This window comes from Actinomadura rugatobispora, from assembly GCF_042656285.1.
Classification (GTDB): Bacteria; Actinomycetota; Actinomycetes; order Streptosporangiales; family Streptosporangiaceae; genus Spirillospora; species Spirillospora rugatobispora.
The window spans coordinates 1-22,330 of sequence record NZ_JBHSON010000025.1 but is presented as its reverse complement, the minus strand read 5'-3'; the positions used below and the strand labels follow the sequence as shown (position 1 = coordinate 22,330).

The 22,330-nt window shown below is 73.1% G+C and carries 22 protein-coding genes and 1 pseudogene; 6 read left to right on the top strand and 17 right to left on the bottom strand.

Features of this window, described 5'->3' with window-relative positions; all coding sequences use genetic code 11:
• Nucleotides 1-293 precede the first annotated feature (293 nt).
• Complete coding sequence (locus ACFPZN_RS19310; RefSeq protein WP_378283468.1) at nucleotides 294-1,766, top strand: DHA2 family efflux MFS transporter permease subunit; 1,473 nt, start codon at nucleotides 294-296, stop codon at nucleotides 1,764-1,766.
• Nucleotides 1,767-1,945: 179 nt separating this feature from the next.
• Here the strand turns inward: ACFPZN_RS19310 and ACFPZN_RS19305 are convergent, their stop codons facing one another.
• The gene (locus ACFPZN_RS19305) at nucleotides 1,946-3,496 is read right to left on the bottom strand and encodes an AMP-binding protein (protein WP_378283399.1); all 1,551 of its coding nucleotides are present in this window, start codon (nucleotides 3,494-3,496) and stop codon (nucleotides 1,946-1,948) included.
• Nucleotides 3,497-3,564: 68 nt separating this feature from the next.
• Entirely contained in the window at nucleotides 3,565-3,795 is a 231-nt protein-coding gene (locus tag ACFPZN_RS19300; protein ID WP_378283398.1) for a DUF397 domain-containing protein, read from the bottom strand.
• Between the two features lie 193 nt (nucleotides 3,796-3,988).
• Between ACFPZN_RS19300 and ACFPZN_RS19295 the strand changes: the two genes are divergently transcribed.
• Nucleotides 3,989-4,609, top strand: a complete 621-nt coding sequence (locus ACFPZN_RS19295; RefSeq protein WP_378283397.1) for an ATP-binding protein — start codon at nucleotides 3,989-3,991, stop codon at nucleotides 4,607-4,609.
• Nucleotides 4,610-4,774: 165 nt separating this feature from the next.
• Here ACFPZN_RS19295 and ACFPZN_RS19290 read toward each other — a convergent pair whose 3' ends face one another.
• The 4 genes from ACFPZN_RS19290 to ACFPZN_RS19275 form a co-directional block, all read right to left on the bottom strand.
• On the bottom strand, nucleotides 4,775-6,202 hold the full coding sequence (locus ACFPZN_RS19290; RefSeq protein ID WP_378283396.1) for an alpha,alpha-trehalose-phosphate synthase (UDP-forming): 1,428 nt from the start codon (nucleotides 6,200-6,202) through the stop codon (nucleotides 4,775-4,777).
• Between the two features lie 189 nt (nucleotides 6,203-6,391).
• On the bottom strand, nucleotides 6,392-7,072 hold the full coding sequence (locus ACFPZN_RS19285; protein ID WP_378283395.1) for a DUF6348 family protein: 681 nt from the start codon (nucleotides 7,070-7,072) through the stop codon (nucleotides 6,392-6,394).
• 753 nt (nucleotides 7,073-7,825) lie between these two features.
• Nucleotides 7,826-8,608, bottom strand: a complete 783-nt coding sequence (locus tag ACFPZN_RS19280) for a hypothetical protein (protein WP_378283394.1) — start codon at nucleotides 8,606-8,608, stop codon at nucleotides 7,826-7,828.
• Between the two features lie 69 nt (nucleotides 8,609-8,677).
• Nucleotides 8,678-9,139 carry a DoxX family protein gene (locus ACFPZN_RS19275; RefSeq protein ID WP_378283393.1) on the bottom strand — a complete coding sequence of 154 codons (462 nt, stop codon included), beginning with the start codon at nucleotides 9,137-9,139 and terminating at the stop codon, nucleotides 8,678-8,680.
• Between the two features lie 157 nt (nucleotides 9,140-9,296).
• Here ACFPZN_RS19275 and ACFPZN_RS19270 point away from each other — a divergent pair, with 157 nt between their 5' ends.
• Together ACFPZN_RS19270 and ACFPZN_RS19265 are read left to right on the top strand one after the other, a co-directional pair.
• On the top strand, nucleotides 9,297-9,458 hold the full coding sequence (locus ACFPZN_RS19270) for a hypothetical protein (protein ID WP_378283392.1): 162 nt from the start codon (nucleotides 9,297-9,299) through the stop codon (nucleotides 9,456-9,458).
• An 8-nt stretch (nucleotides 9,459-9,466) separates the two neighbouring features.
• On the top strand, nucleotides 9,467-10,648 hold the full coding sequence (locus ACFPZN_RS19265) for an FAD-binding protein (protein ID WP_378283391.1): 1,182 nt from the start codon (nucleotides 9,467-9,469) through the stop codon (nucleotides 10,646-10,648).
• On the opposite strand, the gene ACFPZN_RS19260 is transcribed toward ACFPZN_RS19265, so the two are convergent.
• The 3 genes from ACFPZN_RS19260 to ACFPZN_RS19250 all read right to left on the bottom strand — a co-directional run bounded on the left by ACFPZN_RS19260 (nucleotide 10,627) and on the right by ACFPZN_RS19250 (nucleotide 12,723).
• A complete protein-coding gene (locus ACFPZN_RS19260; RefSeq protein WP_378283390.1) occupies nucleotides 10,627-11,217 on the bottom strand; it encodes an HD domain-containing protein in 591 nt (196 codons plus the stop codon). The genes ACFPZN_RS19265 and ACFPZN_RS19260 overlap by 22 nt on opposite strands.
• Nucleotides 11,214-11,744: a YbaK/EbsC family protein gene (locus ACFPZN_RS19255; protein WP_378283389.1), complete on the bottom strand. Its 531-nt coding sequence runs from the start codon at nucleotides 11,742-11,744 to the stop codon at nucleotides 11,214-11,216. Before ACFPZN_RS19255 ends, ACFPZN_RS19260 begins: the two co-directional genes overlap by 4 nt.
• A 97-nt stretch (nucleotides 11,745-11,841) precedes the next feature.
• Nucleotides 11,842-12,723, bottom strand: coding sequence for a LysR family transcriptional regulator (locus ACFPZN_RS19250; RefSeq protein WP_378283388.1), 882 nt, complete (start codon nucleotides 12,721-12,723; stop codon nucleotides 11,842-11,844).
• A gap of 61 nt (nucleotides 12,724-12,784) precedes the next feature.
• Here ACFPZN_RS19250 and ACFPZN_RS19245 point away from each other — a divergent pair, with 61 nt between their 5' ends.
• Nucleotides 12,785-13,276: a nuclear transport factor 2 family protein gene (locus tag ACFPZN_RS19245; protein ID WP_378283387.1), complete on the top strand. Its 492-nt coding sequence runs from the start codon at nucleotides 12,785-12,787 to the stop codon at nucleotides 13,274-13,276.
• Between the two features lie 125 nt (nucleotides 13,277-13,401).
• Complete coding sequence (locus ACFPZN_RS19240; RefSeq protein ID WP_378283386.1) at nucleotides 13,402-13,551, top strand: LPFR motif small protein; 150 nt, start codon at nucleotides 13,402-13,404, stop codon at nucleotides 13,549-13,551.
• A 186-nt stretch (nucleotides 13,552-13,737) separates the two neighbouring features.
• Here ACFPZN_RS19240 and ACFPZN_RS19235 read toward each other — a convergent pair whose 3' ends face one another.
• From ACFPZN_RS19235 to ACFPZN_RS19200, 8 genes and pseudogenes are all read right to left on the bottom strand, one after another.
• Nucleotides 13,738-15,963, bottom strand: a complete 2,226-nt coding sequence (locus tag ACFPZN_RS19235; RefSeq protein ID WP_378283385.1) for an FdhF/YdeP family oxidoreductase — start codon at nucleotides 15,961-15,963, stop codon at nucleotides 13,738-13,740.
• Nucleotides 15,964-16,111: 148 nt separating this feature from the next.
• The gene (locus ACFPZN_RS19230) at nucleotides 16,112-16,762 is read right to left on the bottom strand and encodes a response regulator (RefSeq protein ID WP_378283384.1); all 651 of its coding nucleotides are present in this window, start codon (nucleotides 16,760-16,762) and stop codon (nucleotides 16,112-16,114) included.
• Nucleotides 16,753-17,961, bottom strand: a complete 1,209-nt coding sequence (locus tag ACFPZN_RS19225) for a sensor histidine kinase (RefSeq protein WP_378283383.1) — start codon at nucleotides 17,959-17,961, stop codon at nucleotides 16,753-16,755. The genes ACFPZN_RS19230 and ACFPZN_RS19225 overlap by 10 nt, the downstream gene beginning before the upstream one ends.
• 45 nt (nucleotides 17,962-18,006) lie before the next feature.
• A complete protein-coding gene (locus ACFPZN_RS19220) occupies nucleotides 18,007-19,008 on the bottom strand; it encodes a DedA family protein (RefSeq protein ID WP_378283382.1) in 1,002 nt (333 codons plus the stop codon).
• A gap of 109 nt (nucleotides 19,009-19,117) precedes the next feature.
• Nucleotides 19,118-19,363: a hypothetical protein gene (locus ACFPZN_RS19215; RefSeq protein WP_378283381.1), complete on the bottom strand. Its 246-nt coding sequence runs from the start codon at nucleotides 19,361-19,363 to the stop codon at nucleotides 19,118-19,120.
• Nucleotides 19,364-19,518: 155 nt separating this feature from the next.
• Nucleotides 19,519-20,775: a sensor histidine kinase gene (locus ACFPZN_RS19210; protein WP_378283380.1), complete on the bottom strand. Its 1,257-nt coding sequence runs from the start codon at nucleotides 20,773-20,775 to the stop codon at nucleotides 19,519-19,521.
• 116 nt (nucleotides 20,776-20,891) lie between these two features.
• Nucleotides 20,892-21,572, bottom strand: a pseudogene (locus tag ACFPZN_RS19205) (response regulator transcription factor); the annotation flags it as partial.
• Between the two features lie 60 nt (nucleotides 21,573-21,632).
• Nucleotides 21,633-22,330: S1C family serine protease (locus ACFPZN_RS19200; protein ID WP_378283379.1), on the bottom strand; the 698-nt coding region annotated here is incomplete at its 5' end.

Genomic DNA, 22,330 nt, shown 5'->3' with positions numbered 1-22,330 from the left:
ACACGCGCTTGACCTCCACTCGACTGGAGGTTCGAGGGTGGCGAGGTGACACGGGGGTTTTGTCGGACCCCGGTGGAATACTCCCTGACCCCTGGAAGTTTAATGGTTCGCAAAAGTGTCAGTCACTGCAGTATTTTCTGCGCATACCTCCCCAGCCCTCTTGACCCCCTTGACGCTGCCCGCGTGCCCGCACGCCCGGGCCCGATGATTGGAAGGCACAGTTGACCGCTACCGCGTCTCCAAAGACCGCGGACTCAGATGGAGGGCTTGACCGCGGCGTACTGGCAGTGGCCATGGTCGTGGTGCTCGGCGCGATCATGTCCATCCTGGACGTCACGGTCGTCAACGTCGCGCTCAAGCATCTGACCGAGGACTTCAACGCCCCGCTGGCGACCATCCAGTGGGTGGCGACCGGCTACACCCTCGCGCTGGCCACGGTGATCCCGGTGACCGGCTGGGCCTCGGCCCGGTTCGGCACCAAGCGCCTCTACATGGTCTCGATCGGCCTGTTCGTCATCGGCTCGGCACTGGCCGGGATGGCGTGGAGCGCCGAGTCGCTGATCGCCTTCCGGATCCTGCAGGGGCTGGGCGGCGGCATGATCATGCCGGCCGGCATGACGATCCTGACCCAGGCCGCCGGACCCCAGCGGGTCGGCCAGGTGATGAGCGTCGTGGGGATCCCGATGCTGCTCGGCCCGATCGCGGGTCCGATCCTGGGCGGCTGGCTCGTGGACGACGTGTCCTGGCGCTGGATCTTCTACATCAACGTGCCGATCGGCGCGGTGGCGCTGGTGCTGGCGGCGCGGATCCTCAAGCGCGACGAGCCCCGTCCGGCCGAGCGGCTGGACTTCCTGGGCCTGGTGCTGCTGTCGCCCGGCCTGGCCGCGCTGCTGTACGGACTGGCCACCGGCGCCGAGAAGCAGGACTTCGGCCGCACCGACGTGCTGATCACCACGATCGGCGGCGCGCTGCTGGTGCTGGGCTTCATCGCGCACGCGCTGCGCCGCTCCAACACCAACCCGCTGATCGACCTGCGGCTGTTCCGGCGCCGCTCGGTGGCCGCCGCGTCCGGCACGCTGGTGCTGTTCGCGTGCGCGTTCTTCGGCGCGATGCTGATCCTGCCGCTGTACTACCAGACGGTCCGGGGCGAGAGCGCGTTCGCCGCGGGCCTGCTACTGGCGCCGCAGGGCTTCGGCGCGATGGTCACGATGCCGATCGGCGGCAGGCTGACCGACCGGCTGGGCCCGGGCAAGGTGGTCCTGGTCGGCCTCACGCTCGTGGTCGCGGGCGTGGCGGGCTTCGCCACCCAGCTCACCCCGGACTCCTCGTACTGGGCCCTGGGCGGGGCGCTGTTCGTGATGGGCCTGGGCATGGGCATGACGATGATGCCGACCATGTCGGCGGCCATGCAGACCCTGCAGCACGACGAGGTCCCGCGGGCCAGCACCTCGCTGAACATCATCCAGCAGGTCGCGGGTTCCATCGGCACCGCGTTCATCGCGGTCATGCTGGCCACCCAGCTGCGCGACCGGGGGCTGGACATGGGCGGCGGCCTCGGCGCGGAGGCGCCCGCCGGCGCCCAGGTCCCGCCGAACATCATGGCGCAGATCATGGACAAGATGGCGGACGCGTTCCAGACCACCTACTGGTGGTCGCTGGGCCTGCTGGTCCTGGCGTTCCTGCCGGCGCTGCTGCTGCCGCGCAAGAAGCCGGTCGCCGACTCCGACGACGCCGTCCCGCTCGAGAAGCCCATGGTCATGCACTGACCGCACGGCGCGTGACGCCCCGTCCCGGGTTTCCGGGACGGGGCGTTCCCGTCTCAACGCCGCGTCGAGCCTCGGGGCTTGGAGCTCGGGGTGAACGCCGGGCCCGCCCGGTCCGGCCGCGGGGTCCTCGCGCTCCGTGTCACGTCCAGGACGGCCCTCAACCGGCCGTGAGGGGCTCGCTAGGCCGTCAGCGTGCCCTTGTGGTCCTTCCAGTACTCGTCGCGCAGGAGGCGCTTGTAGAGCTTGCCGGTGGGGTGGCGGGGCAGCTCGGACCGGAAGTCGACCGTGCGGGGGCACTTGTAGTGCGCGAGGTGCTCGCGCGCGTAGGCGATCAGCTCCGCCTCCAGCTCCGGACCGGCCCCGGCGGGGTCCTGGGGCTGCACGACGGCCTTGACCGCCTCGCCCATCTCGGTGTCCGGCACCCCGAACACGGCCACGTCGGCGACCTTGGGGTGGACGGCCAGGACGTTCTCGGCCTCCTGCGGGTAGATGTTCACCCCGCCGCTGATGATCATGTAGGAGCGGCGGTCGGTGAGGTAGAGGAAGCCGTCCCCGTCGACGTAGCCGACGTCGCCCAGCGTGCTCCAGCCGTGTCCCCAGGGGTCGCGGGACGCCTTGGTCTTGGCCTCGTCCCCGTGGTACTCGAAGACGGGCCCCTCGCCGAAGTAGAGGGTGCCGGCGGTGCCCGGCGGCACCTCCCTGCCCTCCTCGTCGCACACGTGGATCTGGCCGAGCAGGGGGCGCCCCACGGTGCCCTTGTGGGCGAGCCAGTCCTCGGAGTTGGTGTAGACGAAGCAGTTGCCCTCGGTTCCGGCGTAGTACTCGTGGAGCACCGGGCCCCACCAGTCGATCATCCGCTCCTTCACCGGCACGGGGCAGGGCGCGGCGGCGTGGACGGCGCAGCGCAGCGTCGACAGGTCGTACCTGGAGCGCGTCTCCTCGGGCAGCTTGAGCATGCGGATGAACATGGTCGGCACCCACTGGCTGTGGGTGACCCCGTACTTCTCGACGGCCTCCAGCGCGCGCTCGGGATCGAACTTGTCCATCACCACGACCGTGGCGCCGAACCGCTGGAAGGTGAGGCAGTAGCGCAGCGGGGCGGCGTGGTAGAGCGGCGCGGGCGAGAGGTAGACCGAGTTCTCGTCCGGCTGGAAGAGCAGCGAGATGAGCTGGAAGAGCGGGCCGGGAGTTCCCATGGGGGCGAGCGACAGGTTCGGCTTGATGCCCTTGGGGCGGCCCGTGGTGCCTGAGGAGTAGAGCATGTCCACCCCCTCGCACTCGTCGTCGATGGGGGTCGCCGGGTACTCGGCCACCGCGTCCTCGTACGGCTGGAAGCCGGGCGCGGTGCCGTCCAGCATGAGGCGCAGCCGCACCCCGGGGGTCTGCTCGGTGATGGCCCCGGCCGTCTCGGCGAGCGCGTGGCCGGCGATGAAGACCTTGGCCTCGCAGTTGTCGACGATGTAGGCGAGTTCGTCGGCCTGGAGGCGGGAGCTGATGGCGGTGTAGTACAGCCCGGACCGCTGGGCCGCCCAGGCGATCGCCAGGAACAGCGGGTGGTTCTCCAGCATGAAGGCGATGTGGTCGCCGGGACGCAGCCCCTCGGCGCGCAGGAGGTGGGCGAGGCGGTTGGAGGCCTCGTTCAGCTCACGGTAGGTGATGACCAGCCCGGAGCCCGCCATGATGACGGCGGGCTTGCCGGGGGTCCGTTCAGCGATCTGCCCCAGGTGCATGAAACCGCACGCTACCGGGCCGAACACTGATTTGGAATGGGATTCGGTTTACTCGGGCCCGGGACGGTTCAGACCAGCATGTGATCGAAATCACCGTCCTTGGCGCCGCCGACGAAGGCCTCGACCTCCTCTCGCGTGTAGATGAGGACCGGCCCTTCCGGATACCGGGAGTTGCGCACGGCGATCTCCCCGGTCGGGAGCTCCGCCATCTCGACGCAGTTGCCGCTCGGGTTGCTCCGGCGGCTCTTCTGCCAGGCGAGTTCGGCTCGCCGGACGTCCGACAGCTCGGCGCCGTCCATCTTCTGCCCCCTCTAGGCGTACTGCCTCCCAGCGGGAGGCCGCGATCTCGCCCCACCCCAACGTCATGGTACGAGATGCACGTGCATTCGTTCTTGCATCGGTTCATGCAGACGGTCTTGCATCTGCACGACATGGGGAGCAAGATAGCGAACGCTCGGCCCGTACCGACCCGCACGCCTCTGGGGTTTGACAATGATCGTTGACCAGGCAGACGACGTGGCGGCCCCGGCCGCCCCGCGCGGACGCCGGCACCCGCGCCATCACCAGCCGCAGGACCACCCGTCCCGCCCGGCCCTCCGCACTCCGCCGGCGGCGCAGCACGCCACCGGCGCGCCGGTGCCGGTCCCGGGGCTGGCGGGGCTGTGGCCCGCCCCCGCGGCGGGCAGCCCGCGCACCGCGCGGCGGGTCCTGCCGGCCGAGAACACCGCACCGAAGGAGGCCCGCTCCTTCACCAGCGCCACGCTGCGCGAATGGGGCCTGGACGACACCGCCGACGACGTGCTCATCGCCGTCTCCGAGCTGGTGACCAACGCGCTCCAGCACGGTCTGCGCGGACTGCCCAAGCCGCTGCCCGCCGGCCCGATCCAGCTGGTGCTGCTGGGCCACCCGCGGCGCCTGCTGGTGACCGTCACCGACCCCGGGGTGCGCGCGCCCGAGCCCCTCGACATCGAGCCGGGCCGGTTCGGCGAGGGCGGCCGCGGCCTGCTGGTCGTGGGCGCCGTCAGCGGCGCCTGGGGCTGGGCTCCGCTCACCACCGGCGGCAAGGCGGTCTGGGCGGCCTTCGACCTGCGGAACGGCTCCAGGGCGGCCTGAGCACCGCCCAGGCGGAACCAGAACCCCACAGAGGTGGTCGGCGGCGGCCGACCGGCCCGCCGCGGGTGCCGAAGGTCGCCACCGGCGGGCTCAAATGGCGGATTTGGGACGGCCGCAGACGGCCCAGACGGCCCGCCAAAGGGTCTTAATGCAGTGACCCGGCGGTTAGCCCATTGCCGCGCCCAGGGTCTCGGGACGGTGCCGTGACTCCTCCAGCGCGCTCAGGAAGTCCCGGGCCCAGCGGTCCACGTCGTGCTCGATGACCCGCTTGCGCATGGCCCGCATCCGCCGCGCCTGCTCGGCGGGCTCGGCGCTCAGCGCCCGCAGCAGGGTCTCCTTGAGGCCGTCGATGTCGTACGGGTTGACCTGGTACGCGCGGCGCAGCTCGGCGGCCGCCCCGGCGAACTCGCTGAGCACCAGGGTGCCGCGCAGGTCGGACCGGCACGCCACGTACTCCTTGGCGACCAGGTTCATCCCGTCCCGCAGCGGCGTCACCACCATGACGTCGGCGGCGAGGTAGAGCGCTGCGAGCTCGTCCCGGTTGTAGGAGGTGTGCATGTAGTGCACCACCGGGAAGCCGATCTCCCCGTACTCGCCGTTGATCCGGCCGACCTGCTGCTCGATCTGGTCGCGCAGCAGCTGGTACTGCTCGACCCGCTCCCGGCTCGGCGTGGCGATCTGGACGAAGACCGCCTGGCCGGGCTTGAGGTGCCCGTCGCCGAACAGCTCCCCGAACGCCTCCAGCCGCTGGGTGATCCCCTTGGTGTAGTCGAGCCGGTCCACGCCCAGCAGGACGGTGGAGTCCCCCAGGTCGGTGCGGATCTCCTCGGCCCGCTCCCGCACCGAGGGCCGGGCGATGAGCTCGTTCAGCTCGTCCACGTCCACGGAGATGGGGAACGCGCGGGCCCGCACGACCCGGTCGTCCCAGTACACGTCCTGCTTGTTGTAGCGCGCGTCCAGCAGCCGGCGGCACAGCCGCACGAAGTTGGACGCCGCCCCCGGGAGCTGGAACCCGACCAGGTCGGCGCCCAGCAGCCCCTCCAGGATCTGCCGCCGCCACGGCATCTGCCAGAACAGCTCCAGCGGCGGGAACGGGATGTGCAGGAAGAACCCGATGCGCAGGTCGGGGCGGAGCCCGCGCAGCATCGCCGGGACGAGCTGGAGCTGGTAGTCCTGCACCCAGACGATGGCGCCCTCGGCGGCCACCTCCGACGCCGCCTTCGCGAACCTCTCGTTGACGCGGACGTAGGCGTCCCACATCTCGCGGCTGTACACGGGGGGCGCGACCACGTCGTGGTAGAGCGGCCACAGGGTCGCGTTGGAGAAGCCCTCGTAGTAGAGCTCGACGTCCTGGGCGGACTGCGGGACGGGGACCAGCTTCATGCCGTCGGTCTCGAACGGCTCGAGGACCTCGTCGGGCGCCCCGTGCCAGCCCACCCAGGTGCCCTCGCGGCGCCGCATGACCGGGGCGATCGCGCTGACCAGGCCGCCCGGACTGCGCCGCCACGCCGCCCCGTCACCCGTCCCGGTGCCCGGCACCCGATCCACCGGAAGCCGGTTGGCGACCACCACGAACTCACTGACTTGCGACACGAGCGACCAGCCTCCCGAGAGCGTTAACGATCACCATGTGCCCAGAAATGCCGTTGTTAGCCCATTGTGTCAGGTTGACGTTAACTGGCGGTTGCGCGGTACCGGCCGCGCGGTCCCGGCCGACGCCCCTGCTCGAGGCGTCCACGCAGGCCAGAGCGCGTTTTCCGGCGTTATTCGGGACGGGACGCCTCAGGCGTGCGGCACGGCGAGCACCCAGGATTTGACGGAACCGTGGCCTTCCCAGGGGAGGTAGTCGGCGATGTGCGCGAACGCCTCGCTGCTGTCGCCGTTGAGCAGCGTGACCTCGGTGCGGGGGCCGTCGGGCATCCGGGCCGCGTACACGTACGCCCACAGCGGCCGCTCGGGGATCGCGTACCCGGTGAACAGCTCCTGGACGAGGGCCATCGCGGGGGGCCGTTCGGCGGCGGCCTGCCACAGCCTCTCCGCCAGCCCGCCGAAGTCGCGGATCGCCAGCGGCCCGCAGTAGACGTCGGCGGTGCGGTCGCCGCTGGCGATGACGAACGGATGCGCCCGCCCCGCCAGCTCGCTGCCGGGCATCGCCATCGCGGCGAAGACGGGGAAGACGTTGTGCACCCAGCCGTCGACGGCGTCGGCGACCGGATGGCGCTCACCGGAGGCGACGCCCACGGCCTGGTCCCAGGCGAACGCCTCGCCCCACGCCGGATGGTTGACCCCGATCGGGATCCGGATGACCTTGCCATGCGACTCGGGGTCCGGGGCGTCCACGGCGACGCGCAGCCCGGACTCGGGCAGGTGGACGACCGCGCCCTCGACCCGCGTCTCCAGGGCGTGCCCCTCGCCGAGCAGGCGCGCCACGAAGGCCGCGACCTCGGCCGCGTTGATCTCCATCCGACCTCCTCGTCATGACGGAACGCCCACGGTAGTGGGGCAAAGAGGGATCGGTCGCCTCATTTCGATCAACGCCACGTCCGGCGGGGACAGGCCGCCGCCCCGAAGTCAGGAGCCCGGCCATGAGCCGGGCCCGCGGCCGTTCGGGCGGGACGGCGCCGGCGAAGCGGGCCGGTGTCGTCCGGCCCGGCCGAGACCTGACCGAGACCTGACGGACGTCCGCTCCAGGCCCGGTGCGGGGAACGCGGCGCGGGCCCGGTTTCGCACTGTAGCGATCGGGTGACCGGAGGCCCGCGGACGGGAGCGGCGCTCTCTGACTGCGCCCATGACACGGGCTCGGTCATCGACGCCCCGCCACCGGACCGGCGGCCACCCATTACGGTCGAGCAGGAAGACGGGACCAGGGACGGCCGACCGACGCCGATGACGGCGCTGACCTGGACCTATACCGGATATCTCGATTCGGTCGCCCCGAAGAGGGGATTCGCCGGCTTGTTTTCGGTTATCGCCTGGTCGGCGTGTCGCGGCGCCTCGGAGACCCGTTCCGCCCCGATCTCGGGCGGAACGGCCCCGATGCCGCAAATGCGCACGTCACCGGCATTCACCCTCCATACCGGGCCACGGTGAGCCCATCGGCCATCTACGGAGAGTGACGCACCATCTCGCCGCACCCCCAATTACGGACAGGCGAGATATGTAATTTGAGGCGACCCGATCTGGAGAAAGTTGGTGAAGTTGGTGATGTAGGCAGGATTAGGCGGGCTCGATCGGTTTCGGATGCCTTTTCGGCTCTTGTCCCGGGTGGAGGTGGCGGTGCGCCGGCTCGTCCGCCGTGATCGAGTCGGCCAGGGCGCGGGCGAGCGCCTGCCGCACCGCGTTGGCATGCGCCTCGCGAGGCGTCGCCGCCTGACCGTGGAAGCGCGCGCCCGACGTCAGGTGGGTGATGGTGATCGAGGACGGCGGCTCCGGCGAGCGCGTGCAGTAGAGGTCGATGCGCCAGTCCCGCTCCGAGCCCGGCAGCGCCACGCCCTCGTCCGCATGAGGAAGCACCGTCACCCGCGCCGACCGGACGCCCGGGCCGGCGTCCGGGCCGGCGTCCGGGCCGGCGTCCGAGCCTGGAACCGGATGGGGGGTCAGGGGGTGCAGGCCGTTGTGGGTCTTGAGGAGTGACCATGCGCCCGGGCCGCCCTCCCCGGCGGTGATCGCCAGGACCGCCCGGCGCCGCCCGCCGGGCTCGCCGTCGAGGGGCTCGGCCCGCCAGCCTTCCGGGCGTCGCGCGGCCAGGTCGCGGTAGCGGTGCCAGAGCAGCTCCACGTCCGCGGGCTCGGCCTCGATGGCGAGGACCACGTCGTACGGGTCGTAGCGGTCCCACTCGGTCTCGCCGTCCTGGATGTCGTCCAGGAGGTTCTCCAGGGCGGCCACGGCGCGGCGCATGCGCCGGGCGAGCCGGTGGTCGCGGAGGACGGCCGGGTCGGTGAGGCGTTCCTCGAGGCGCGCGTGCTCGGCGAACACCGCCTCGGCCAGCGCCTCGTCCATCCGTCCATGAAAGCACGCGAGCCCCCGGCGCACGGGGGCTCGCGTGAAGGCGGGAGGCGGGAGGCGGGTTCAGACGTGGGCGTGGTCCCGGCCGGAGCGGTCTCGGGCCTCGCTCCGGCCGAACAGGACGGCGTCGAGGCCGAAGCGGCCCGAGCCGGTGCAGGCGAGCAGGAAGGCCGTGGCGCCCAGGATGAGCACCAGTTCGTAACCGCCCTCCGAGGCGAAGAGGCCCTTGCCCATGTGCGCGAACCAGAACGCGCCGATCATGTCGAGCGCCAGCAGCAGCCCGGCCACCGGCACCAGGAGGCCGGCCACCAGGGCGATCCCCCCGACCAGTTCGACCCAGGTGGCGTAGTGGGCGGCCAGGCCGGGCAGCGGGATGCCCATGCCCTCGAAGCCCTTGGTGACGCCCTCGTGCCCGGTTCCTATGAGCTTCTGCCAACCGTGCGCGATGAAGATCGCGCCGAGTGCGACACGGCCGACCAGCAGGCCCACGTCGGCCAGGTACGGGATGCGGCGGGCGGGGAGCATGTGTCCTCCAGGTCTGGATAGGGCGGCTGTCGCCGTTCGCGCATCCGGCGTCCGGTTCCGTTCCGTGGCGGGACGGGCATGCGCGGTTGCTTGAGCGCTCAACTTCTTGAGACCGTACCAGTGGCCGGTTCAAAGACAAACCAACTACTCTCAACGCATGGATGACGGTCCCCTACACGCCCGGGAACCACGCGCCCGGGTCGCGTTCCTGGAGGCCGCCCCTCTGGTCGAGCACGAGGTCGGCCCGCTCACCCCCGCCGAGCTCGACACGCTCGGCGACGCCCTCGGCCGGGTCGCCGACCGGCTCCGGGCCCGGTGACCGGCCCGGTGGCACTGGGCGACTTCGGCGACATGGTGCGGAGGACCCCGGTCGAGGTGGTGCGGCCCGCGTCCGCCCGCGAGGTCGCGGACGTGATGCTGCGGCACGGCCCGGCGCGGCCGCTTTCCGGGGACGGGCACGGCCCCTCTCCGGGAGGCCGGCAGGGCGCCCAGGCCGTGGTGCCGCGCGGCTGCGGGCACTCCACCGACGGGAGCTCCCTGACCGGCGGCGTCTCGCTCGACATGCGCGCCCTCGCCGCGATCGGCGAGGTCCGCGGCGACCGGGTGCGCGTGGAGGCGGGCGCGACCTGGCGGGAGGTCCTGGACGCCGCGCTCCCGCACGGGCTGACCCCGCCCGTCCTCACCGACCTGCTCGACCTGACCGTCGGCGGCACCCTCTCGGCGGGCGGCGTGGGCGGTGCCTCCCACGTCCACGGGCCGCAGACCGCCAACGTGATCGACCTGGAGGTGGTCACCCGGGAGGGCGCGGTCGTCCGGTGCTCGGCGTCGGAGAACCGGACGCTGTTCGGCGCGGTGCGGGGCGGGATGGGCCGGCACGGCGTCATCACCGCCGCCACGCTGCGGCTGGTGCCCGCGCCGCGGCGCGTGCTGGCGTGCACGGTGCCGTGCCGCGACGCCGCCGGGCTGCTGGCCGTCCAGACCCGGACCCGCGCCGATCACATCTCCGGGCAGGCCAGGCCGTCGGAGGGCGGCGGCTGGCGGTTCGAGGCGAAGGCCGTCCTGTACGACGCCGACGAGCCGCCGCCGGGCCTGGAGTGCACCGAGGCCGAGGCGCTCCCCTACCCCGGCTTCGCCGACCGGATGCGTCCCGATGTGCAGGAGCTGATCGTGCTCGGGGAGTGGGCGCGGCCGCACCCGTGGGCGATGGCGTTCCTGCCCGGAGCCGCGGCGGCCCGCCTCATCGAGGACACGCTGGCCGCCATGGGCCCGGCCGATCTCGGACTCAGCGGGATCGTGCTGGTCAAGGCGTTGACCGGCATCGACGGCGTGCCCGATCCCGTGCTGTTCGGGCTGCTGCGCACCGCCTCACCCGGCTGTGCCTCGACCGAGGAGATGATCGAGGCCAACCGGGTCTTCCTTGCCCGCGCCCGCGCCGCGGGCGGCCGCCCCTACCCGGAGGACGGCCGGCCCACCGCGCCGCGGGACGGTCAGGCGGCCGCCACCGGATGAGTCGACTGGTAGGCGATCCGCCGGTCGGCGCCCTCGGCGATGCCGCCGAGCACGTCGTCCAGCATCAGGAACGCCTGCCAGGGCGCCTCCCCCGCCGCCACCGCCAGCCGGTCGACGAGGAGCTGCTCAAGGTCGCGCACCCGCTTGGCCTTCCACACCTTGTCGGCGAGGCTGACCAGCAGGTCGTCGATGCCGATGCCGTCCTCGTGCCAGGCGGCGTGGGTACGGGCGAAACGGGCCAGCCGCTCGTCCACGCCGTAGGAGAGCAGCAGCTCGTAGCCGGCGGGCTCGTGCTCGGCGCCCGGCCCCGACAGCTCGTCCGGGTGCAGTGCCTTGCCGATGTCGTGGGTGGCCGCGCCGAACGCCACCGCGGCCGGGTCGGCGCCCGCCGCCGGGTAGCGCCCGTCGACCCAGCCGGCCAGGTCGCAGGCCACGTCGTGCACGATCCGCAGGTGGGCGGCCAGCCGGGGCGGTGCCTCGACGGCCTCCAGCAGCACGGTGACCGGTCCGGGGAGGGGGCGGAAACCGGGCTCGTCCAGGGCCCGGCGGAGCCCCTCGGTGGCCGTCACCGCGTCCCGCCCAGGGCCAGCGCCAGCACCTCCGCGCCGGGCAGGTCGGCGACGGCCTTGCCCGGCAGCAGCAGCTTGGAGCGCCGCACGCCGCTGCCGATCACCACCTCGGGGGTGGCGGCGACCGCCTCGTCCACCAGGATCGGCCAGCCGGACGGCAGCCCCACCGGGGTGATCCCGCCGTACTCCATCGAGGTGAGGGAGGTCGCCTCCGCCATCGGCGCGAACGAGACCTTGCGGGCCCCCAGATGCCGCCGCACGACGCCGTTCACGTCGGCCCGGCCGGTGGCCGGGACCATGCAGGCGGCGTAGGTCACCTCGCCGCCGCGCTTGGCCGCGACGACCACGCAGTTGGCGCTGGCCTCCGGCGGCACCCCGTACCGCTCGCAGAACGCCGCCGTGTCGGCCAGTTCGGGATCGATCTCGGCGACCCGGGCCTCGGGCCGCGCGCCGATCACCGCGGCGACCGGCCCGGCGAGCAGTCCGGGCCGCTCCGCCGCCGGTCCCCACTCCAGGCTCCCCACCATGGGCGTCCCTCCCCTTTCCGGAAGATTCCGCTCCCTCGCGGAACACGGCTCTCGCCGCCATCGTCGCGGCGGCCCGCCACGGGCACCGCCGCACAGGTCACAAACGATCCACGGACTCCAGGCCCTCCATGAACAGCCGCGGCGCCGCCCGCCCGTCGGCGCCGCGCCAGGCCACGGCCAGCTCGGCGGGCTCCAGCCCGAGCACGGGACGGCACGTCACGCCCGGCCGCCGGTACAGACCGGCGTTCCCCTCGGCCAGCAGGACCACGCCGAGGCCGGAGACCACGGCCTCGAACACCTCGTCGGGCGCGGCGGCCTCGGCGCCGATCCGCGGCGGACGGCCGCCGCGGGCGGGGGTGGCCAGCCAGAAGTCGCGCAGCGGCCCGGCCTCGCGGGGCAGCGCGATGAACGGCTCGTCCAGCAGGTCGGCGAAGGCGATCTCGGTCCGCCCGGCCAGCGGGTGGTCGTCGGGCAGCGCCACCCAGCGGCGCTCCCGGGCCAGCGTGCGGGCGCTGATCCCCGCGGACGTCACGGGCAGCCACACGAACGCCACGTCGCTGGAGCCGTCGGCGAGCCCGGCGGTGGGATCGTCCCAGCCGACCAGGCGCAGCGACACCGACCAGCCCGGCGCCAGCTCGCGGAACCGGGCCAGCGCCCTGCGCTGCAGGTCGCGGCCGACGGCGGTCTGCATCCCGACGGTCAGCGTCGGCGGCCGGTCCAGGGCCCGCGCCCGCGCGTACGCGCCGTCCCAGGTCTCCAGGACCTCCCGCGCGGCCGGGAGCAGCTCCGCGCCCTGCCCGGTCAGGACGACCTCCCGCGACCGGCGCTCGAACAGCTCGAAACCGAGCCGCCGTTCCAGGGCGCGGATCTGCTTGGACAGCGCGGGCTGCGACACGAAGAGCCGGGCCGCCGCCCGGGTGAAGCTCAACTCATCGGCGACCGCGGCGAAATAGCGCAGCTCCCGTAGATGCGCGTCCATAACCCCTGGTTATACCAAGATGTCTTGGACAGGGCGCGCCGGGTCCGGCGAACGTGGACACATGCCTCTATTTCCGGCCCGTCCGGGCCCGGTCGCCGTCCTGCCCCTGGTCCTCGCGGCGGGGATGCTCGCGGGCGGATGCGGCGGCGGCGCCGAGGAGGGCGCCCGCCCCGCGTCCGCCCCGTCCCCCGGCGGGAGCGCGGGCCCGGGGACGACGGGCTCGCCGGCCGTCGCGGGCGTCGACCCCGCGATCGGCGCGTACGTCGCGGCCGTCGGCGCGCGCGACCTGGACGCGCTGGCGGCGGCCTTCGCATCGGACGCGCGGATCGTCGACGTCTCGCGCACGATCTCCGGTCGCGAGGCCATCCGCGCCTGGGCGCGCGACGAGGTCATCGGCGGCGCGCTGCGCGTGCTGTCCATCGCCGAGCGCCGGCCGGACGGGCAGCGGCTGCTGGTCCACTGGGCCCCGTCCGGCTCGCCGGGTTGGCGCGCCCACTACGACTTCACCCTCGCCCGCGGGCTGATCACCAGGGCCGACCTCCAGTACGCCTGACCCCGGGAAGCCACCGAAAATCTTCGTCGATGTGTAGAAACGTGACCCGGGGTAGAAGTCGGCGTGAGGGAGACCTCGAACGACCACGAAGAACCGCGAACACGACAGACGAGGAGTTGAGAAGGATGCGACGCATCGCCGCCGCGCTTCAGGCCGTGATCGCGACCATCGTCAACGTCATCACCCTGCCCTTCCGCGTGCTGTCCCGCCTGATCGGCGGTGGCGGCGCGGCGCCGGCCAGGCGCAGCCGCAGGCCGCGGGGCCGCGCCGCCTGACGCCTCCTGAACGCCGCCCGACGCCGCCGGGCCGCACGGCACCGGCAGGCAACCGGCACCCGGCGGGGCCGCGGGCCGGCCCCGCGACGACCGCCCGGACTAACGGAACCGCCCGGTTCCCGCCGCTCCCCGGCGGGGGGCGGGCGGACGGCCGTACGGCCCCCCTCCCCCGGCGCCCGGCGCCGGTCAGTCGCTCGGGTGCTTGATCATCACCTCGGCGCTCTTGTAGTCGGGGATGCCGGCCTGCGGAGAGCGGCGGGAGCGGTCCAGCAGGACCTCGCCCTCCGGCCAGTGGACCTGCAGGTTTCCGGGGGCGATCGGGGCGCGCAGCACCCGGCCGCGCATCTCCCCGGTCGCGCTGCTCAGCACCACCGGGTCGCCGTCGGAGTACCCCTCCCGGTCGGCGTCGGCGGGGTTCATCAGGACGGCGTCGCGCACGGCCCCGGTCAGGGAGTCCTTGCGCTCGTGCACCATGGAGTTGAACTGCTTGCCGCGCCGGGTGGCCACCGTGTACGAGCCGTCGGCGCGCCGGAGCGGCGGCGGGCTGACGGCGCTGAAACGGGCCTTGCCGTCGGGCGTCGGGAACGTCCAGCCGGCGCACAGGCGCGGCCCGCCGTACTGGAACTGGTCGCCGAAGCGCGCCAGGTTCTGGATGCCGTCGTAGGCGGGCGCGGCCGCGGCGATCTCGGCGCGGATCTGCGGAGTCCCCTCGTAGCGCACCTTGTCCGCGATCTCGGGACGGGCCCGCGCCGCCAGCTCGGTGAAGATCCTCCACTCCGGCCAGGCCCCCTCGATCCGCGGGCCCTCGACCTCGGGGCTGAAGATGACGCGGCGTTCGGTGGAGGTCTCGGTGACGCCGCCGACCATCTCGTACCGGGTCTGCGCGGGCAGCAGCAGCACGGTCTCGGCGGGGTCGACCAGCATCTGGCCGGACACGCAGATGTCGATGTGCACGCGCAGCCGTGCGCGGGAGAGCGCGGCGCGGGTGTACGCGGGGTCGGGCAGCACCTCCAGGAAGTTGCCGCCGGAGCTGACCAGCACGTCCAGCTCGCCGTCGTGGGCCGCGTCGATCATCTCGGGGGCGGTCCGCCCCTTGGCCGTGGGCACCTCGAAGCCCCACAGCTCCGAGAAGCGCGCCGCGTCGGCGAGCGGGCTGCCGCCGGGCAGCACCGTCGCGTACGCGCCCATCTCGGCGCCGCCCTGCACGCCCGAGTGGCCGCGGATCGGCATCAGCCCGCAGCCCTCGCGGCCCACGAAGCCCTTGGACAGGCCCAGGTTGACGATCGCACGGACGTTGTCCTCGCCGAACTCGTGCTGGGTGATGCCCATGCTCCACACGAACACCGCACCGCGCGCCTGCCCGATCATCGTCGCCAGCCGCAGCATCTCCGCCGAGTCCAGGCCGCAGCCGGTCTCCAGCTCCTCCCACGACAGCCTGCCGAGCAGGTCGCGGGTCTCGCCGAAGCCGGTGGTGTGGTCGGCGACGAACGACTCGTCCGCCCAGCCGCGCTCCACCAGGTGCTTGAGCACGCCGGTCAGGAACGCCACGTCGCCGCCCGTGTGGATCTGGAAGTACGCGTCGGCGATCCGGGTGCCGAACACCGCGCTCTCGACGTTGGAGGGCACCCAGTACTTCTCCATGCCCGGCTCGCGGTACGGGTTGACCACCGCGATGCGGGTGCCGGCCTTCTTGGCGTGGTAGAGGTACTTCATCGCGACGGGCTGGTTGTTGGCCACGTTCGAGCCGATGAAGACGATCAGGTCGGTGCCGATCCAGTCCTCGTAGGAGCAGGTCGTCGCCGCCACCCCGAGCGTCTCCTTGAGCATGACCGTGCTCGGCGAGTGGCAGACGCGCGCGGCGTTGTCGATGGAGTTGGAGCCGAGCGCGCGCACCGCCTTCTGCGCGGCGAAGTAGTTCTCGTTCGGCTCGCCGCGGCTGGTCATGTAGAAGCCGAACCTCCCGGGCGCCGCCTCGCGCAGCGCGCCGCCCGCCAGGTCGAGCGCCTCCTCCCACCCGATCCGGGTGAAGCCGGGCTCGCCGCGGCGGCGGACCATCGGGTACGGGAGGCGGCCCAGCTCGCGCAGCTCCGCGCCGCTCTTGCGGGACAGCGCCGCGGCGTCGGCGAGCAGCGCCGGGTCGAGCGCGGGCATGGTGTTGAGCCGCAGCAGCCGCAGCCGGATGTTGCACAGATGGATCTCGTCCATCGTCCAGTCGTGCATGCCCTTGGTGCCCAGCGCGCAGCCGTCGCAGGTGCCCTGCCTGAGGATCCGCCACGCGTACCGCAGCCGGCCGCGGTTCTCCTTGGCCGCGCGCCACAGCTCGGCGTAGTTGTTGGGCCGGTTCTCGCCGATCCCGAACGGCTTCAGGCTCGCCCAGTTGCCCGGGTCGATGAGCTTCTCACGCTTCGCCATGGTGGCCTCCGCGCCCGCCGGTACGCCCCCCGTTTCACCACTCACCGTGACATGAATCACCGGCTGCGGCAATCCGCGCCTTCCGCTCAGTGAAAACGCATTGCCGAGAACGGCTGCGCGTTCGGCCGGAGGGGCGCTTCGGGAGCCCTCAGGAGCCCAGATAGCGGAGGACTGCCAGCACGCGGCGGCTGTAGCCGGCCGCGTGCGACAGATCCAGCTTGTCGAAGATCGCGTTGGCGTGCTTCTCCACCGCGCTCTGCGAGATGTACAGCTGCTCGGCGATCGCCGCGTTGGTCCGGCCCTGCGCCATGTGCCCCAGGACGTCGCGCTCGCGGGGCGTCAGCCGGCTCAGCGGATCGGCGTGCGAGCTGCGCGTCAGCAGCTGCCGCACCACCTCCGGGTCGAACGCGGCGCCGCCCGCCCCCACCCGGTCCAGGGCGTCCAGGAACTCGTCGACCTGCGCCACCCGGTCCTTCAGCAGGTAGCCCACCCCGGTGGTGTCGGCCGTGATCAGCTCGGTGGCGTAGCGCTTCTCCACGTACTGCGACAGCACCAGCACGCCGATCCCCGGGCGGCGCCGCCGGATCTCCAGCGCCGCCCGCAACCCCTCGTCGGTGTGCGTGGGCGGCATCCGCACGTCCACGACCACCACGTCGGGCGCCAGGCCGTCCTCCAGCACCGCCGCCAGCAGCGCCTCGGCGTCGCCGACGGCCGCCAGGACCTCGTGGCCCTCCTCGGCCAGCAGCCGGATCAGGCCCTCCCGCAGCAGCGTGGAGTCCTCCGCCAGGATCACCCGCACGGGAACTCCGCCCCGATCACCGTCGGCCCGCCCGGCGGGCTGTCCACCCGGAACGCCCCGTCCAGGGCCGCCACCCGCCGGGCCAGCCCGGCCAGCCCGCCGCCGGCGGGGTCGGCCCCGCCGCGGCCGTCGTCCTCGATCCGCACCCCGATCACCCTTCCCCCTTCGCCGCCCGCGGTCCCGGACTCCATCTCGGTCTCGGTCTCGGCGACCTGGACGGCGACGCGGGTGGCCCCCGAGTGCTTGGCCGCGTTGGTCACGGCCTCGCAGACCACGAAGTACGCGGCGGTCTCCACCGCGTGCGGGGGCCGCCCGGTCGGCTCGTAGTCGATCGTCACCGGCAGCGGGGACCGCTCGGCCACCGTCTCGAGCGCCGCCCGCAGCCCCTCGCCGTCCAGCGCGGCCGGGTAGACCCGCCAGGTGACCTCGCGCAGGTCCTCCAGCGCCCGCTGCGACTCCTCGTGCGCCTGCCGCAGCAGCTCCCGGGACCGTTCCGCGTCCCCGGCGCGCCGCGCCCGGCCGATCAGCATGCCCAGCGCCACCAGCCGCTGCTGGACGCCGTCGTGCAGGTCCCGCTCGATGCGGCGGCGCTCGTCGTCCACCGCGTCGACGACCTCGGCCCGGGACGCCGCCAGTTCGGCGATGCGGCGCTCGTACTGGGCCAGCGGGCTCGGGCCCAGGCAGCGCCGCGCCACCTTCCGCTCCAGCGCCACCACCCCCGCCAGTCCCTGCACCGCGATGAACAGCAGGATCGCCCCCAGGGCCGCGACGTAGAAGACGATCCACGGCTCGGGCGGGATGCCGTCCAGGTACCGGCCGGTGATCCACCAGCTGCCCGCAAGCGCCACCCCCACGACCGCCCCGTAGGCGGTCAGGACGAGGATCGCCCCGCCGAGCAGCCCCAGCGGGACCCGCAGCACCAGGTAGGCCAGCGCGCGCAGCGGGCCGTACTCGGCCGGCTCGTCATGGCCGAAGAACGCCGCCAGCCTCCTGCGCTCCCAGCGCGCGCCCGCCAGCGCCCCCGCCGCGACCACGCCCGGGACGGCGCGGCGGCCCCGCGAGAACGCGAACGCGTACGCCATGAACAGCGCCGCCAGCGCCAGCAGCACCGCTTCCACGCCCGCGCTGACCGCTCCCAGCGTCAGCCCGGCCGGCGCCCTCACCAGGCGCGCGGCCAGGCCACCGCGTTCCGGCTTCACGACCGCCCCCGCCCGAGGCCGTCCGCTCCGGTCGCCCTCTGCGTTTCAGTTGCCGTAGTGGCCGTACCCCTGCTGCTGGGGCTGGTGCCCCGGCCCCTGCTGCGGGTACTGCCCCTGCTGGGGGTACTGGGGCTGCTGGCCGTAGCCCCGGGGCGGCTGCTGCCCGTAACCCTGCTGGGGCTGCTGCGGTTGCTGCCCATAGCCCTGTTGAGGCTGCTGCTGGCCATAGCCCTGCTGGGGCTGCTGCGGTTGCTGGGGCTGCTGGCCGTAAGCCTGCTGCTGGCCGTAGCCCTGCCCGCCGTGGCCCTGCTGCTGCGGCTGCTGGCCGAACTGCTGCTGGCCGTAGGGAGGCTGCTCATCGGCCTCCTGGTCGGGGGCGCCCGTCCCGTTCTTGCGGCGCGACTTCACGACGCGCAGCACGATGAAGACCACCACCGCCACGGCCGCCACCGCCAGGACGCCCTTGGAGTAGACGCCGACGTACTCCTCGACCTTGTGCCACTGGTCGCCGAGCCCGTACCCGAGCATCACGAACACGGTGTTCCAGATCAGGCTGCCCAGCGTGGTGAACAGCAGGAAGACCGGCAGCGGCATCCGCTCCACGCCCGCCGGAACCGAGATCAGGCTCCGGAAGATCGGGATCATCCGGCCGAAGAACACCGCCTTGGTGCCGTGCTTGGCGAACCAGGCCTCGGTCTTGTCCAGGTCCGACAGCTTGATCAGCGGCATCTTGTCCACGATCCGGCGGATCCGGTCACGGCCGATGACCGCGCCGATCCCGTACAGCGCCAGCGCGCCGACCACCGAACCGAGCGTGGTGAAGATCAGTGCCGCGGCCAGGTTCATCTTGCCCTGCGCGGCGGTGAACCCGGCCAGCGGCAGGATCACCTCGCTCGGCAGCGGAGGGAAGATGTTCTCCAGGGCGATGGCGAGGCCCGCCCCGATCGCGCCGAGGCTTTCCATGAGGTCGGTGGCCCAGCCCGCGATCCCCCCGGCGGGTGCGTCCCCGCCGTTCGCCGCGGCGGCCGCCGTCAGAGTCGTGATCATATGCATACGTTATGGAGTGGTGAGCCTGTTCACCATGGAGACGACCACCGGCGTACCCGGGTACGCGCCGCAATCCTCCCCTGCGGAAAACCGCACCCGCCACGGAGGCTCAGGTGGCGGCGGAAGCGGTCCGATCACGGGCGGCCAGGTAGGCACCGCGCTCGCGTTCGTCCTCGAATACTAGAACGGTTACCGTGAGCGGTCCGTCATTCCCGGCGATCGGGACGACCAGCAGGCACGGCAGCCCGGCGCGCTCGGCCAGGTAGGTGATCTGTTCCGGGGTGCGCTCGTACGACCGGGCGCCCGGGAAACCGGCCAGGACGCGGTGGTCGTAAGGGAAGGTCTGCTCGCGCATGCGGGCCCTCCGAAGGTGCGGGCGGGTCGGGGGTGCGGGGCGGCCGGTCCCGCAGGGGACACGGCGGTGCGGCCCCCATTTCCTCACAGGGGTGTGACGCGCCCGTGTCAGCGCGATGACGGCCCGCCGAACGCCCGGCCACCCTCGCCTCCCGGTCAGCCGCCCCGGGCCCGCGCGGCCGCCCTGCCCTCCATCGGGTCGAGGTCGGGCGGGGCCTGCGGGACGGCGGCGCCGCCGGAGGCCACCGGGAGCCACAGGACGAACGTGCTGCCGACGTCCGGGGTGGAGAACAGCCTGACGTGGCCGCCGTGCGCCTCCACGATGTGCCGGACGATCGCCAGGCCCAGCCCGGTGCGGCGGTCCCGGGAGCGGCGGGCGTCCGAGCCGCGCCAGAACCGGTCGAACACCCGCTCCTGCTCGTCCGGGCCGATGCCGGGCCCGGAGTCCTTGACCGCGACCCACTGCCAGCCGCCGGACCGGTCGGCCGCCACCGTGATCGCGGATCCGGCCGGGGCCAGCCGCACCGCGTTGGACAGCAGGTTGCCCACCGCGCGGCGCAGCGCGTCGTGGTCGCCGATGAGGGTGAGGCCGCGGCGCAGGTCGCGGTCGATGGTGAGGCGGCGGGCGGCGGCCAGCGAGTCGAACTCCTCGGCCGCCTCCCGGGCCACCACCGACAGGTCGACGTCGGTGTCGTGGAAGGCGGGCGCGGAGCGGCGGGCGGTGGCCAGCAGGTCCTCCACCAGCCGGGTCATGCGGGTGGTGGCGCGGTCGACGACCTGGACGGCGCGGCGCCGGTCGGCGTCCTCGGCGTCCGGCGCGGTCAGGACGGTGTCCAGGTTGGCCCGGATGATGGCCAGGGGGCTCCGCAGTTCGTGCGAGGCGTCGTCGATGAGCTGCCGCTGCGCGCCGAACGCCTCGTCCAGCCGGTCGAGCATCGAGTCGACGGTGTCGGCCAGGTAGCGCAGCTCGTCCTTGGGCCCCTCCAGCCGGATCCGCCGGGACAGGTCGGTGGCCTGGATCTCCTCGGCGGCGCGGGCGATCGCGCGGACCGGTTTGAGCGCCCGGCCCGACAGCACCCAGCCGATGCCGAGGCTGGCGACGAACATCCCGCCCAGCATCAGCAGCGAGTAGCGCTTGAGGGCCTGCTGGGTCTCGTAGTTGACGGCCCGCTCCACCTGCTGGACCTTGACGACCTCCACCTCGGCGTACGGGACCAGCGAGCCCTGGTGGTACTTGCCGGCGCGCATCGTGCTGGTGATCGGCTCGGCGTCGGTGCTGGCGTCGACCGCGAGGTAGATGCCGCCGAGCACCGCCGCCGTGAGGACGAACAGCAGGGTGGAGTACATCACCGTCAGCCGGAACCGGATCGACTGGACGAACCCGGGCGGGCGGAGGCGGAGGCGCGGACGCATGATCAGTCGGTCATCTCTCGTGCTCGCCCCGCGGGGGCGCCCGTGGTGGTGGACGTGGTGGCGGACGTGGCGGCGGACGTGGTGGACGCGGGCTCGGATTCGCTCCCCGGGTCCCTGAGCCGGTAGCCCTGCCGCACGACGGTCTCGATCAGCTGCTCCTCCGGCTCCACGGTCAGCTTGCGGCGCAGCGTCCCGATGGTGACCCGGACGGTGTTGGTGAACGGGTCGGCGTGCTCGTCCCAGACGTGCTCCAGCAGATCCTCCGACGACACCACCTGCCCGGGGCGGCTCATCAGGTAGCGCAGCACCGCGAACTCCTTGGGCGTCAGCTGCAGCCGCCGCCCGCCGCGGAAGACCTCGTGCCGTCCCGTGTCCAGCCGCAGCGCGCCGACCTCCCAGACCGCCGAGGCGGCGGGGCCGGTGTCGCGGCGCAGCAGGGCGCGGACCCGGGCCAGCAGTTCGGGGAAGGCGAACGGCTTGACCAGGTAGTCGTCGGCGCCCAGGTCGAGGCCGTGCACGCGGTCGGCCAGGCGGTCCCGCGCGGTGAGCATCAGGATCCGCAGGCCGGGGCCGCTCTCCCCGTCCAGCTCGCCACCCCGGAGGGAGCGGCACAGGTCGAAGCCGTCCCCGTCCGGCAGGTTGAGGTCGAGGATCATCAGGTCGTAGGAGGCCGCGTAGAGCTTCTCCGACGCCTGGGCCACGTCGTAGGCGACGTCGACCGCGTAGTCGGCGCGGACCAGCCCGTACCGGAGCGCCTCGGCGAGGTCCTCCTCGTCCTCGACCACGAGAACCCTCATGCGCCCGTTACCTCCCTCTTCGCCTGCTCGTATCTTCTCAGCCCGGACGCCCGCCGCCGGTCAGCGGATGATCCGCTCGGCGCCGTCCACGGCCCGGTCCACCGGGATGGCGAACCCGATGCCGATGGAGCCGCCCCCGCCGCCCCGGCTCAGCGTCGCGATCGCGGTGTTGACGCCGACGACCTCGCCGCGCGCGTTCACCAGCGGGCCGCCGGAGTTGCCGGGGTTGATGGACGCGTCGGTCTGCAGCGCGGTGCGGCGCCCGCCGTCGCCCAGCCGGACCTCCCGGTCGAGCGCGCTGACGATCCCGCCGGTGACCGTCCCGGCCAGCCCGAGCGGGGAGCCCAGCGCCATCACCGGGTCTCCCACCCGCACGTCCGCGGACCGGCCGAAGACCAGCGGCGACGGGCTGTCGGACGGGCTGATCGACAGTACCGCGAGGTCCTGGTCGGGCAGCGCGCCCAGCACCCGGGCCGAGAGGCGGCGCCGGTCCGACAGCACCACGTCGACCTGGCCCGCGCCCTCCACGACGTGCGCGTTGGTCAGGATGTGGCCGGACCGGTCGATGACGAAGCCGGACCCACCGCCGCGCCCCGACCCGGTCCGGACCTCGACCGACACGACGCTGGGCTGCACGCGCGCCGCGACGTCGCTGAGGTCGCCGGGGCCGTTGGCCGGGCCCGCGGTCGACTGCGCGAGCGGCGCCGCGGCCTGCCCGCCGGTCGCCCGCCCGGCCGCGGCGCCGGCGAGGCCGCCGG

Excerpts from the sequence above, each read along its gene's own strand:
- ACFPZN_RS19245 (WP_378283387.1), top strand. The coding sequence starts at position 12,785 with ATGCCTCTATTTCCGGCCCGTCCGGGCCCGGTCGCCGTCCTGCCCCTG.
- ACFPZN_RS19250 (WP_378283388.1), bottom strand. The coding sequence starts at position 12,723 with ATGGACGCGCATCTACGGGAGCTGCGCTATTTCGCCGCGGTCGCCGAT.
- ACFPZN_RS19240 (WP_378283386.1), top strand. The coding sequence starts at position 13,402 with ATGCGACGCATCGCCGCCGCGCTTCAGGCCGTGATCGCGACCATCGTC.
- ACFPZN_RS19285 (WP_378283395.1), bottom strand. The coding sequence starts at position 7,072 with ATGGAGATCAACGCGGCCGAGGTCGCGGCCTTCGTGGCGCGCCTGCTC.
- ACFPZN_RS19255 (WP_378283389.1), bottom strand. The coding sequence starts at position 11,744 with ATGGTGGGGAGCCTGGAGTGGGGACCGGCGGCGGAGCGGCCCGGACTG.
- ACFPZN_RS19215 (WP_378283381.1), bottom strand. The coding sequence starts at position 19,363 with ATGCGCGAGCAGACCTTCCCTTACGACCACCGCGTCCTGGCCGGTTTC.
- ACFPZN_RS19235 (WP_378283385.1), bottom strand. The coding sequence starts at position 15,963 with ATGGCGAAGCGTGAGAAGCTCATCGACCCGGGCAACTGGGCGAGCCTG.
- ACFPZN_RS19210 (WP_378283380.1), bottom strand. The coding sequence starts at position 20,775 with ATGCGTCCGCGCCTCCGCCTCCGCCCGCCCGGGTTCGTCCAGTCGATC.
- ACFPZN_RS19300 (WP_378283398.1), bottom strand. The coding sequence starts at position 3,795 with ATGGACGGCGCCGAGCTGTCGGACGTCCGGCGAGCCGAACTCGCCTGG.
- ACFPZN_RS19280 (WP_378283394.1), bottom strand. The coding sequence starts at position 8,608 with ATGGACGAGGCGCTGGCCGAGGCGGTGTTCGCCGAGCACGCGCGCCTC.
- ACFPZN_RS19310 (WP_378283468.1), top strand. The coding sequence starts at position 294 with ATGGTCGTGGTGCTCGGCGCGATCATGTCCATCCTGGACGTCACGGTC.
- ACFPZN_RS19220 (WP_378283382.1), bottom strand. The coding sequence starts at position 19,008 with ATGATCACGACTCTGACGGCGGCCGCCGCGGCGAACGGCGGGGACGCA.
- ACFPZN_RS19305 (WP_378283399.1), bottom strand. The coding sequence starts at position 3,496 with ATGCACCTGGGGCAGATCGCTGAACGGACCCCCGGCAAGCCCGCCGTC.
- ACFPZN_RS19295 (WP_378283397.1), top strand. The coding sequence starts at position 3,989 with ATGATCGTTGACCAGGCAGACGACGTGGCGGCCCCGGCCGCCCCGCGC.
- ACFPZN_RS19270 (WP_378283392.1), top strand. The coding sequence starts at position 9,297 with ATGGATGACGGTCCCCTACACGCCCGGGAACCACGCGCCCGGGTCGCG.
- ACFPZN_RS19275 (WP_378283393.1), bottom strand. The coding sequence starts at position 9,139 with ATGCTCCCCGCCCGCCGCATCCCGTACCTGGCCGACGTGGGCCTGCTG.